Below are 11,259 nucleotides of genomic sequence, written 5' to 3'. Positions count from 1 at the left end.
GAATGAGATCACGGCTATTCCGGCTTTACTTAAAGTATTAAAATTAAACGGAAGCATTGTCACGATTGATGCCATGGGCTGTCAGAGGTCAATTGTGAAATCAATTATCGAACAAGGAGGAGATTACGTAATCACCTTAAAAAAGAACCAACCATCCCTGTATGCCAGAGTAGAAGAGTTATTTAAACAAGCAATTGCACAAGGATTTTCGGGATTTACACATACAGCTTATTCGACCAAGAAAGAAAGTAATCATGGTCGCTCAGAAATCCGACATCATTTAATGTTAAGTGACATCAAAGAGCTGATAGATCCCGACAATCAATGGGAGAAACTTCATAGTATAGGCATGATAGAATCCGTGAGAATAGTGAAAGGAAAAACAAGTATTGAAACTCGTTATTACATTAGTAGTTCACCAAATAATGCTCAAAAATTTGGTGAATCAGTTCGCAGCCATTGGGGAATTGAAAATCGTTTACATTGGGTGTTAGATGTGGGCTTTCGTGAAGATGATTGTCGAATCAGGAAAGATAATGCTCCGCAAAACTTTGCCATTCTTAGACACATTTCGCTCAATCTTTTGAATCAAGAAAAAGCCTCAAAAACCGGAGTAAAGAATAAGCGACTCCGAGCCGGGTGGGATGATGGCTATTTGGCCAAGATCCTCGCTGTGGCAGTCAACTAAATTTTCACAAATAACTCATCACTAAATATTATACAACTTGTAAATAGTAGTTGTAATATTTTTATTGTCTCAAAAATAGGACAGGCATAAAAACCACCATTGATCAGTTACTGTTTTCTTATAAAAGTCATTACAAAGCGTATCTATAGCTTCTAAGAATGGTGAATTTATCTCAAAATATACTCACCACTAGCGAAGAGTGTTCAATAAGATGCGTTCCCCCTGATGCTGTAAGGCTTTTTACCTGAATTATCGAACAAGGGTACTAAACATAAGGAAAGAATCCATAGCGTCCCGAATCAGGATTTTTTGTAAAGTATGTAAAGGTAATCCTGTTCTTAAGATCATCTGGGGGATGCTCATTCTCAATGATGGTTATTTGACTGTCACTATGGTTTTCAGCTAAATAATTATAAAACCGAACCTTGAGATCCGAACCCTGTAGACTGTCTTCCGTACTTTCTGGCTCGTAGTATGCCAAAAGAGGTGAATCTAACACAACAAAACCGGGATGTGATAGATTCTTCTCCTTACAAAATTCCATAAGACCGATAGTCATTGCCGCGTGGGTAATCGCTCTCAGCCCCTTCCCTTTACTGGTACGGTTTTGTCCACCTATGACAATATCTTTAAGCTCCTTATCAAAATACACTCGATCAGAGCCAGGAAAATCCCACTCTTTGAGTAGATGTTGAACTTTTTGGGCGAATAAATCAAGCAATGAGGTTGAAAGGTCAACAGGCGGAGTGATAACATTGACGGGTTTTTGAATCTCCGCAAGAAGTTCGACTTTCTTCTCTCGTAGTTGCTCAACCCTGTTAAATGTATCAATAGCACTTTGTAGATCGCCAGACTGCTTTACAATCTCACTGAAAATATTTTGAGCATCCCTAATAGGAGAGCTAATTTCTTGTATTTCCTGATTGAGTACCTGGAATTCAGGGTTGAGCCGCTCCCGTTGTGTAGTCACTTCCTCAACCTCATCTCTGAGATCCGATGCGGTTTGGTCGAGTTCCCTTGAAAGTTTCTCTACTTTAGCAATTTCAGCAGTTGCAGCATGAACTACACTTGCAACGTCACCATCACAGACTTCACTTGTATGCTGCTCGTTTGGAAGAGAACCACAGAGAGGACATGGCGTTCTCTCTAAGTGGACAAAAAGAGACCCAGACTCTTCAATTGCGGTAAGACGCTCAATATCTACCAGATAATGCTGTTTCAGCAGTTCAAAACGTGATAGAAGACTACCTATTTCGTTGAGCCTAGTAAATAAGCGTTCTAGTTGATCCATGATCGCACGACGGCGATTTATTCGGTCATTCAATTCGCCTTGCGCTCTATTGATGATATGTTGTTGCTCCTCGTAACGCGCTTTCAGTTGCGATAGCTGAACTTCCGCTTCAGTACGATTAATACCGAACTGGTTTATCTGAGTTTGTAACTCTTGAATAAGCTCGTCTATGAATTCAACTTTAGCATTATTATTCTGCCGAGTAGCTTCTAGTTCTGACTGGATTTCAGTCTGCCCTACAAACGCACTATCATCTACACCAGTAAGCAGTAACTTGAAGACTGATGACTCTAATGTTTTATTGGTGTTCTGTCCCGATAAAAACGGCGAGAATCGTTTTGTTATCTCACTTTCTTGAACTATGATTAATTTAACAATGTTACGAAAGCTAAGGCTTACTGTTTCTCCCTTTAGGTTTTTTCGTACACGCTGATCCGCAATTCCTATAGTGGATAAAAGATAATTTGAAAGTGTATCTTTTCTTCCATCTGCGTGTTTTTGCCGAAGAATATGTGGTTGTATATTAGGATTACCTAACAGCCAATTTCCATCAAATTGACGAAATTCTCCCCCGTCCGTGCTTCTTTCAAGTGTGAAAACTTCGCCATGTGTTGGTTGTAATACTAGCTTTGCCTGATTGTACCCAATCCGTTGAGGAATATCTCTTAGGGGTGATTTAACACTAGCACCGAGAAGAAAATCAATTGCCTCTACAATAAAAGACTTTCCGGTGTCCGATGCACCGCATATAACATTCAAGCCACTTTGAAATTCTAAAGAAGCAGAATCTTTATGGGGACTGCTGAACGAAATTCCGCGCAATTGAAGAGGATTCCAGGTCATATTCCTTGTCCTCCTGGGCTATCAATTGAATTAAACTGTGTAGACCATTCCCGAAAAAAACGGCGCTCTAATGCTTGTAGTTCTTCCAGAGTTGATTCACTGAAAGTTTCAGCGACCCACTCGGCACGCTCTTTAAGCTTGGAAATATATTGAGAACTCATCATCGAAAGAAACGCGCCAGCAGTATCCGTAGCGATGTACTGAAAACCCTCCGATGAAACTAAACGCTCTACAAGTTGACGGCTCATCATCAGAAAAATCCCACGTTCTATCAGCCCACGCCGTACAGTCAGTTCACCAGAACGTAGTGGTAGTGGGGTATGCAAACTTTCTGGTCCCTCAGCATCACCAGAATGTAAAGCTAGATAGTCAAAATAGACAAGGTGTTGTAGGTCAAGCGATCGAGGATATACTGCTGTCAAAATTGCAAGTGTTCTGATGCCCGTCTCAAGCGGACTATTGAACGGTGATGTCATCTTGCACCTCCCCATTTTTATGAACCCAAATTAGTTGGTATTTATTGGCAAGTTGATGGCAAATACCTTGTCTGTCTTGTACCTGAACTACGCTTGCAAGTGGATTTGATGAAATAGAAATATTTGCAGATTGGGTAACCGTTGCTCGCATACGAGCTAATCCATCTGTATAAGCATTATTGCAAATATCAATTACTCCGTGAAATACCTCTTTCTGTAAATTGTTGAATGTACCATCAGGAACAGTATCACGGGCAAAATTTCGTAGGGATTCCGCGTGATAAAAACGTTCCCTTTGTCGTAAAAAATCTTGATTTAGAGATGAAGGGATATCTGAAATATGATGTACAGGTATTCCTTTGTGATCGCTGTAAGCGTCGAATAATTGCTGAATATAGCCGCTCTCTTCGTCATGATGCTCTTGTGGTGGCGGTGTAACTTCTGGTCTTGGAGGTAAACCACCGCCAAATCTTACGGAATGATAGCGTGTTTTAGCATGACCATCTATGAGTTCCAAGACTGATTTTGCTGAAAAGATTGAGAAGTCAAACTTGTTAAACCAATCGAGTAACTCGCCCTTTAGCGGAAGGCTAACAGTTGTCGTTATTTTATCTTGACAATGATTTTCCCAATTAGCTTGAACCCCCTCTTTCAGCTTTTCTTGATTCCCAAGCAACTTTTGTAAAGCTGTGCCTACCCCTTTAGATGCAACAAAGTAGTATTTGCACGGTGGCGGATATTCCCCTTTGTAAGAGTAATAAATGATCTTTCCCATTTCAACCCAGATGTCACTTGGACACAGAGGATTATTGTACCGCTTGCATTGGTAATTATCCCAACCTCCATCCCACATTGTATCAGTGATAAATCCAACTATATCGATGCCTTGATCGCCAGATCCTCCAGACCTTCTGACACTGGTGTAGGAGTTTTTCAATGAGCTTGCCCATTCCTCTGTAAATGACTCCCATTCTTCGGGGGAAAAGTTAGCGACACGATTTGGTTTGGGAATAGGAATACCATTGAAGACATGATCCGCTGAGGGATAAACTTTGGGTATGCCCGGAGATATACATATTGGTTTCATGTCTTCGTCAGCAATCAAAGTTCTATACTCCAGTTACTAAGTTTTACTTGGGAAAATTTAATTTTAATAATCTAATTTACCACACAATACTTTCATCTGTAAATTCTCTATAACTAAGACATTTTGAAAAAAACCAAGTTAATAAGAAATTTTTTCTCGCAACCGCCCATGAATTACATCTAACTACACAGGAATAAGAGGTTTACCTTGATCCAAAAATGCGATCGCCCTTTCCATATCAAACTCTATCAGTTCCAACGATCGCACTCTACCCCTTCACTCTCTCTCGCGATCGCCCATGAATCACATCTAATCACACCGACACAACAAACTTTCCCGTCGTCAAAATCCTGCTCCAGCGCCTCGCCGAACAGTTAACCGCCAGAATGCCCAAAGGGGGAGATTGTGAGAAGCCGATGGCGGGATTTGAACCCGCGACCGATCGATTACGAATCGATTACTCTACCACTGAGCTACATCGGCAAGACGATTATGCATAATAGCACAAATTCAACAAAAAAGCAATGAGCTGTAGAATTTCATGAAAAACTCCACAACCCAAAACTCATAACTTGTTAAACCGCAAGTTCTCCGTCTGTTGAGCCGCCTCGGGCACCGGAATAAACCAAGCCACGCTGCATATCCAGCGTCAGCATCGTGCCGTCCCGAATTACCCGCATGGCATTCTCCACACCCACCATCACCGGCACGCCCAAACGCAAACCGATAATCGCGGCGTGAGAAGTCAAACTTTCCTCCTCAGTTACCACACCAGCGGCTTTGCGAATCATCTCCACAAACTCGGCGCTGGTGCGTTCTACTACTAAAATGTCTCCTGCGTGGAAATTGGCTACATCCGCAGCAGTGCGAGCAACTCTGGCCATGCCGCTCACAGATCCTAAACCGACACCGGTGCCTTTGCCTAAAACGGCTGTGACTACCTCAATTTTGATCAAATCCGTCGAGCCGGCAACCCCTTGCTGAGTACCGGCTGTCATCACTACTAAATCTCCGTCGCACAGGAACTCTTTTTCTTGGGCGACATTAATGGCAGATTGAAATGTCTGGCCTGTTGAGGGCAAATCCAGCACCAGTAATGGTTTGACTCCCCATACTAATTGCAGTTGTCGGGCTACGTCTACGTGGGGAGTAACGGCCAAAATCGGTGTTTTGGGTCGGAATTTCGAGACGTTGCGGGCTGTAGCGCCGGTTTTGGTCAGTGTCATAATCGCCGCTGCGTTTAACTGTTCGGAGATTTGGCTGACTGCTTGGCTGATGCCGTTGGTGATCGATCGACCAACATCTTCTACATTTCTAATATTGCCCCTAATTCCTTCCCTCTCCATCCGCACTGCAATTCTCGCCATCGTCGCCACCGCTTCGACGGGGAAACTGCCGACTGCTGTTTCATTGGAGAGCATTACCGCATCGGTTCCGTCGAGAATGGCGTTGGCCACGTCGGAAATCTCGGCGCGGGTGGGACGGGGATTGCTGACCATGCTGTCGAGCATCTGGGTAGCGGTAATCACCGGAATCCCCATGCGGTTGGAAGTCGCAATCAAGCGCTTTTGCAAAATCGGCACGTCTTCGGCGGGCAGTTCTACGCCCAAATCGCCCCGGGCGACCATCACGCCGTTGCAAAGGGCGAGAATTTGTTCCATTTGTTCGATCGCCTCGTGCTTTTCGATCTTAGCAATTACCGGTACTTGCTTGCCCGCACTGGCAATCAGTTCTTTAATTTCGAGCATATCCTGGGGATTCCGCACGAAGCTGAGGGCTACCCAATCGACACCTTGGTCGAGGCCAAACATTAAATCTTTGCGGTCTTTATCCGTGAGCGCTTTAATTGACAGGTATACGCCCGGAAAATTCACGCCTTTGTTGTTGGAAAGCGGGCCGCCGACAACGACGCGACAGTACAATTCTCCCGCGCCGCGGTCTACTTTTTCCACACGCATTTCCACTTTTCCGTCGTCGAGCAGAATTACGGCTCCCTCTGGGACTTCCGAAGCTAGGGGTTCGTAGGTGACGGAGGAAATCAGCTCTGTGCCGGCTACCGGGCGGCTGGTCAAAATGAAAGGATCGCCGTTTTTGACAACTATAGAGCCTGTTTCAAAGCGCCCCAAACGAATTTTTGGGCCTTGAAGGTCTTGGAGGATGGCGACCGGCTGGTTGAGTTCAAAGGACGTTTGTCTGATTAAGCGAATGCTGCGCTGGTGGTCATCTTCTGTTCCGTGGGAAAAGTTGAGTCGCAAAGTTGTGGCGCCAGCTTCTATGAGGTTGCGGAGCACTTCTGGGTCGGATGTTGCTGGGCCAATGGTGGCTACAATTTTAGTTCGGCGTAGGGCTTTTGGCAGTTGCATGAATTGAGATGGGGTGGCTGGAGGATTTCTAGTTTAAATTTCGGCTAACTTTTCATCTTTCAGTACAAGCAATGACGCTAGTCTCAAGTCTTAAAAATTTTGATAGTCGTCAAAACAGCAGGCATTGACCAATATATAGAATATCTGACTTTTTACCGATCGGTAATCTTTTCTTGGCGATCGGCTTTTTTAGAAAATATTTCCGCTCCCAGGGTTGACATAAATACAGATATACCCATTTATTAGACTTGAGCTGCTCTGCTATGCGGCTAATCGAGGATTGGGATCGTTTCACCGCAGCAATACTTGGCTTCTTGTGCAGAGGCAACTGTCTGGCGATCGGACTCTGTTTTTTCACGAAACTTTACTATTGGCAGACTTGTATCTTATACTACGCAAGTGTGAAATATTAAGGAGTGTTAACAAAAATGTCGGAGGCAGGACGGCCGCTGACAGTGCCGAAAGAGTTTCTGAGTCCTCCGGGTGACTTGAATCCGACGCTGCTGTTGTTTTTGAGTGCATTAGCGATTATCGCGATTTCCTTTGTGGGTTACTGGTACGGGGACTGGCCGGATTGGTGTTGTTTTTCGCTGAACGTGCTGGCGTTGCACATGGCTGGAACGGTGATTCACGATGCGTCTCACAACGCGGCGCACCGCGATCGTACAATTAACGCTATTTTGGGACACGGTAGCGCGCTGATGTTGGGCTTTGCTTTCCCGGTATTTACGCGGGTACATATGCAGCATCACGCCCACGTTAACGACCCAGATAACGATCCAGACCATTATGTTTCTACGGGTGGGCCTCTGTGGCTAATTGCTGCGAGGTTTTTTTACCACGAGATTTTCTTCTTTAAGCGCAAACTGTGGCGGAAATACGAACTTTGGGAATGGTTTTTCAGCCGTTTGTTTGTGATCGGAGTGGTTTATCTCTCAATTCAATACGACCATTTAGGCTATGTGCTGAACTTTTGGTTTTCTCCTGCTTTGGTAGTGGGGTTAGCCTTGGGCTTATTTTTTGATTATTTGCCACACCGTCCGTTTCACGAGCGCGATCGCTGGAAAAATGCCAGAGTATATCCTAGTCCAATTCTGAATATTTTAATTTTGGGACAGAACTATCATTTGATCCATCACTTGTGGCCTTCAATTCCTTGGTACAATTACAAGCCAGCTTATGAAGCTGTGAAGCCGCTGTTAGATGAAAAGGGTTCTCCTCAAAGTCTGGGAATATTGGAAGGTAAAAAGGACTTTTGGAGTTTTATATATGACATCTTTTTAGGGATTAGGCTGCATCACAAGAAAGCCACTGATTGACAAAAAATCCGGTTTCTTCGAGAAGCCGGTTTTTTTATGTTTTTTATCTAAGCCAATCCCAACCGAAAAAGGTAAGCTAAAATAAATTTATCTGCTGGAGAAGCCTATTTCAATTCAGCCGATCGCAACTGCCATGACCCAAATTACTCTCGACCTCAACCCAATTATCAAACTTACCGAAGAACAGTTTTATTTACTCTGTCAAGAAAACCCAGATTTAAAACTAGAAAGGAACCCTAATGGAGAATTAATCGTGATGCCGCCGACAGGAGGAGAAACCGGAAAACGTAACGTCAAACTGATTGTACAACTGGCAATCTGGAACGAGCAAACTCAACTCGGCGAAGTCTTCGACTCATCGACAGGGTTTACTCTACCAAACAAAGCCGATCGATCTCCCGATGTCTCTTGGGTCGAAAAATCTCGCTGGGAGGCTTTGACTGCACAACAAAGAGAAAAATTCATCCCGCTGTGTCCCGATTTTGTGATTGAAATTCTTTCACCAAGCGATAGCCTGAAAAAAACTCAAGACAAAATGCAAGAGTATATCGACAATGGCTGTCGTCTGGGTTTGTTAATTAACCGCAAAAAGCAACAAATGGAAATTTATCGCCCCGATCGAGAAGTTGAGGTATTGCAAGAACCTCAAACTGTTCCGGTAGATGTGTTGCCGGGATTTACCTTGAATTTACGGCAAATCTGGGATTAACAACAGACTGTTGCAATCCATAACAATTGCAGCTAATAGCTCAACTTCATCAATACTTAATCAGGACTATACCTGTACATTATGTGTTTTTCAGTTGGCTCGTAAACAATTGTGTTTTTCTGATTTTTCAAAGGCTTAGTGTGTTTAATTTGCGCGTCAACAATTATTAAGGGAATTAGACCTGGATCGAAAGCCGGACAAGTTCCGTCTGCTCTAAAATGTTGGCAGTAGTTACATCCTTTGGGAGCATCTCATTTTTGTAAAAGCATTTTTTTCTTATAGTGCGAGCGTCCCCGCTCGCGTATCGTATAATACGCGAGCGGGGACAGCACTATTAAATGCAAAACTGAGATGCTCCCCATCCTTTGTAATCACTCATTTTGTTATTACATCTTTTCATTCCTCAGTTAAAAATCAACCCACCATGGCTGGTGGGTTTACTCTTGAATCAATCAAAAAGTGATTTTCTTATTTTTCCGCAGCAACCGCGACGGCTAAATTCCAATCGGGCCGCAAATTTTGAGCTCCGCGCAAATAAGGATGATAAATTTCGGTGTGTGCGGGCCAATTGACGTGAATTAAAAAGCGGATGCAGCGTTCTAATGAACCCTTAACGTACATTTGCTGCACGTCCAACAAAGGAACATTGCACCACCGAGGGCGTTCGCGGGCGATCGCAGCCGGAAAGACAGCATCCAAATCGCGGGTAACAGAAAACGTAACACTAATTATTAATTCCGGATCTAAATTATTTCTTGTTTCTAATTCATCTAACAGTTCTCTCACCGCTTCTCGAATTGCTTCTACCGAATTATCGCTGGCAGTTGTTGCCCCGCGAATCGCCCGCACTTGCCAATCCACGCAAATATTCTCCATTTTTTATGTCAGTTGTCAGTTGCTAGTTGTCAATGGTTATTTGTTACTTGTTATTTGTTAGTTGTTATTTGTTACTTGTTATTTGTTATTTGCGTTGCCCCGATCGGAGTCGAAGAGTTACTTGTTATTTGTTGGTTTGTCAATAACCAACAACCAATAACCAACAACCAACAACCAACAACCAACAACCAACAACCAATAACCAATAACCAATAACCAATGACTAATTTATTTAATCACGGGCGATACAGCCACAGCGGTAAACCGCTAGTAGACAGCTCGAATTCCAGCAAATTTTTGTAAGCCCAAAGCCCGGATGTATCAAGACTACTCCCCAAGACGCGATTTAGGAAAGGTTTTTGTTTTTCTAGAGTGCAGCATTCGGTTTTTTCGGGATCGAGGCCTGCGAGTTCGGCAGTCCAGCGGCGAGCGTCCTCTTCTGTTCCGAGTCGATCGACCAAACCCAATTCTAAGGCTTGCTGGCCGGTAAAAACGCGACCGTCGGCAAAAGTTTTGACGTTTTCAACGGGGAGTTTTCGGGCTTCGGCGACGGTTTCCACGAATTGCTGGTAGCTGCTGTCGATCAAGTCTTGCAGAATTTGCTGTTCGGGCTCGGTCAATTGTCGATCGAATGCCAAGATATCTTTATAGGGCCCGGATTTAATCACTTGAAAAGAAACGCCGACTTTTTCCAACAGTCGCTCTAGATTGTTACCCCGGATAATCACGCCAATGCTGCCGGTAATTGTACCGGGATTAGCAACGATATGTTGAGATCCCATGCCGATGTAAACTCCGCCAGAAGCTGAAATATTGCCAAAACTGGCGACTATTTTGATTTTTTCGCCCAAACGCTTGAGGGCGCTGTAAATTTCTTGGGAATCGCCGACAGTGCCGCCGGGGCTGTCTATCCGCAGCAGCAAGGCGGGAAATTTGCGCTCTTCAACGGTTTTGAGCGCTTCTAGAACTCGTTTGCGGGTTTCTCCGGCGATCGCTCCGGTGACTTCGATGCGGGCGATTTGTTTGCGGTAGCGGGGCTTGAATGGCCAAATCATGGGCAGTTTCGGGCAATGTGAAATTTTGTATCTCACTTCTAGTGTGCCTTATTCATTGGGTTAGATGTTGTGCTTGTGTTCGCAACAGGCAAGATGCCTGTTCCACAACCAATTTCACTGATTTTGGAACTGCAACAGGCAAGATGCCTGTTCCACAACACATTTCACTGATTTTGGAATGCAACAGGCAAGATGCCTGTTCCACAACACATTTCACTGATTTTGGAACTGCAACAGGCAAGATGCCTGTTCCACAACACATTTCACTGATTTTGGAACTGCAACAGGCAAAATGCCTGTTCCACAACCATTGCAGAAATTGTGGAACTGCAACAGGCAAGATGCCTGTTCTACAACCAATTTCACAAATTGTCGAACCGCAACAGGCAAGATGCCTGTTCCACAACCATTGCAGAAATTGTGGAACTGCAACAGGCAAGATGCCTGTTCTACAACCAATTTCACAAATTGTGGAACGGGCATCTTGCCCGTTCGATCGCACTTAACCCACCTTCGATATATAATTGTAAAAATTGCTTAACAAATCTACAT

At 44.0% G+C, this 11,259-nt stretch carries 10 protein-coding genes and 1 tRNA gene; 4 read left to right on the top strand and 7 right to left on the bottom strand.

What is annotated here, in order from left to right:
• Positions 1–688: ISAs1 family transposase (locus JGK22_RS23125; RefSeq protein WP_293219115.1), on the top strand; the 688-nt coding region annotated here is incomplete at its 5' end.
• Between the two features lie 265 nt (positions 689–953).
• Here JGK22_RS23125 and JGK22_RS23120 read toward each other — a convergent pair.
• The 5 genes from JGK22_RS23120 to pyk all read right to left on the bottom strand — a co-directional run bounded on the left by JGK22_RS23120 (position 954) and on the right by pyk (position 6,748).
• Positions 954–2,822 carry a hypothetical protein gene (locus tag JGK22_RS23120; RefSeq protein ID WP_293219117.1) on the bottom strand — a complete coding sequence of 623 codons (1,869 nt, stop codon included), beginning with the start codon at positions 2,820–2,822 and terminating at the stop codon, positions 954–956.
• Positions 2,819–3,298, bottom strand: a complete 480-nt coding sequence (locus JGK22_RS23115) for an ABC-three component system middle component 2 (protein WP_293219119.1) — start codon at positions 3,296–3,298, stop codon at positions 2,819–2,821. The genes JGK22_RS23120 and JGK22_RS23115 overlap by 4 nt, the downstream gene beginning before the upstream one ends.
• Positions 3,279–4,403: an ABC-three component system protein gene (locus tag JGK22_RS23110; protein WP_293219121.1), complete on the bottom strand. Its 1,125-nt coding sequence runs from the start codon at positions 4,401–4,403 to the stop codon at positions 3,279–3,281. The genes JGK22_RS23115 and JGK22_RS23110 overlap by 20 nt, the downstream gene beginning before the upstream one ends.
• A gap of 393 nt (positions 4,404–4,796) precedes the next feature.
• A tRNA-Thr gene (locus JGK22_RS23105) sits at positions 4,797–4,868 on the bottom strand.
• Between the two features lie 92 nt (positions 4,869–4,960).
• Positions 4,961–6,748 carry a pyruvate kinase gene (gene pyk, locus JGK22_RS23100; RefSeq protein WP_293313787.1) on the bottom strand — a complete coding sequence of 596 codons (1,788 nt, stop codon included), beginning with the start codon at positions 6,746–6,748 and terminating at the stop codon, positions 4,961–4,963.
• Between the two features lie 428 nt (positions 6,749–7,176).
• Between pyk and crtR the strand changes: the two genes are divergently transcribed.
• Together crtR and JGK22_RS23090 are read left to right on the top strand one after the other, a co-directional pair.
• On the top strand, positions 7,177–8,067 hold the full coding sequence (gene crtR / locus JGK22_RS23095; RefSeq protein WP_293177805.1) for a beta-carotene hydroxylase: 891 nt from the start codon (positions 7,177–7,179) through the stop codon (positions 8,065–8,067).
• A gap of 133 nt (positions 8,068–8,200) precedes the next feature.
• On the top strand, positions 8,201–8,776 hold the full coding sequence (locus JGK22_RS23090) for a Uma2 family endonuclease (protein WP_293197554.1): 576 nt from the start codon (positions 8,201–8,203) through the stop codon (positions 8,774–8,776).
• A 468-nt stretch (positions 8,777–9,244) separates the two neighbouring features.
• On the opposite strand, the gene aroH is transcribed toward JGK22_RS23090, so the two are convergent.
• Together aroH and sppA are read right to left on the bottom strand one after the other, a co-directional pair.
• Positions 9,245–9,652, bottom strand: a complete 408-nt coding sequence (gene aroH, locus JGK22_RS23085; protein ID WP_293177591.1) for a chorismate mutase — start codon at positions 9,650–9,652, stop codon at positions 9,245–9,247.
• 236 nt (positions 9,653–9,888) lie between these two features.
• Positions 9,889–10,707, bottom strand: coding sequence for a signal peptide peptidase SppA (sppA, locus tag JGK22_RS23080; RefSeq protein WP_293206771.1), 819 nt, complete (start codon positions 10,705–10,707; stop codon positions 9,889–9,891).
• A 143-nt stretch (positions 10,708–10,850) separates the two neighbouring features.
• Here sppA and JGK22_RS23075 point away from each other — a divergent pair, with 143 nt between their 5' ends.
• Positions 10,851–11,213: a hypothetical protein gene (locus JGK22_RS23075; protein WP_293206769.1), complete on the top strand. Its 363-nt coding sequence runs from the start codon at positions 10,851–10,853 to the stop codon at positions 11,211–11,213.
• Positions 11,214–11,259: the final 46 nt, after the last annotated feature.

This window comes from Microcoleus sp. PH2017_08_TRC_O_A (assembly GCF_020738665.1).
In the GTDB taxonomy this organism is placed as follows: Bacteria; Cyanobacteriota; Cyanobacteriia; order Cyanobacteriales; family Microcoleaceae; genus Microcoleus.
Note: the sequence above shows the minus strand (reverse complement) of the source record. Positions and strands in the feature narration are given on the sequence as shown.

Excerpts from the sequence above, each read along its gene's own strand:
- JGK22_RS23090 (WP_293197554.1), top strand. The coding sequence starts at position 8,201 with ATGACCCAAATTACTCTCGACCTCAACCCAATTATCAAACTTACCGAA.
- sppA (WP_293206771.1), bottom strand. The coding sequence starts at position 10,707 with ATGATTTGGCCATTCAAGCCCCGCTACCGCAAACAAATCGCCCGCATC.
- crtR (WP_293177805.1), top strand. The coding sequence starts at position 7,177 with ATGTCGGAGGCAGGACGGCCGCTGACAGTGCCGAAAGAGTTTCTGAGT.
- JGK22_RS23120 (WP_293219117.1), bottom strand. The coding sequence starts at position 2,822 with ATGACCTGGAATCCTCTTCAATTGCGCGGAATTTCGTTCAGCAGTCCC.
- aroH (WP_293177591.1), bottom strand. The coding sequence starts at position 9,652 with ATGGAGAATATTTGCGTGGATTGGCAAGTGCGGGCGATTCGCGGGGCA.
- JGK22_RS23115 (WP_293219119.1), bottom strand. The coding sequence starts at position 3,298 with ATGACATCACCGTTCAATAGTCCGCTTGAGACGGGCATCAGAACACTT.
- JGK22_RS23075 (WP_293206769.1), top strand. The coding sequence starts at position 10,851 with ATGCCTGTTCCACAACACATTTCACTGATTTTGGAATGCAACAGGCAA.
- pyk (WP_293313787.1), bottom strand. The coding sequence starts at position 6,748 with ATGCAACTGCCAAAAGCCCTACGCCGAACTAAAATTGTAGCCACCATT.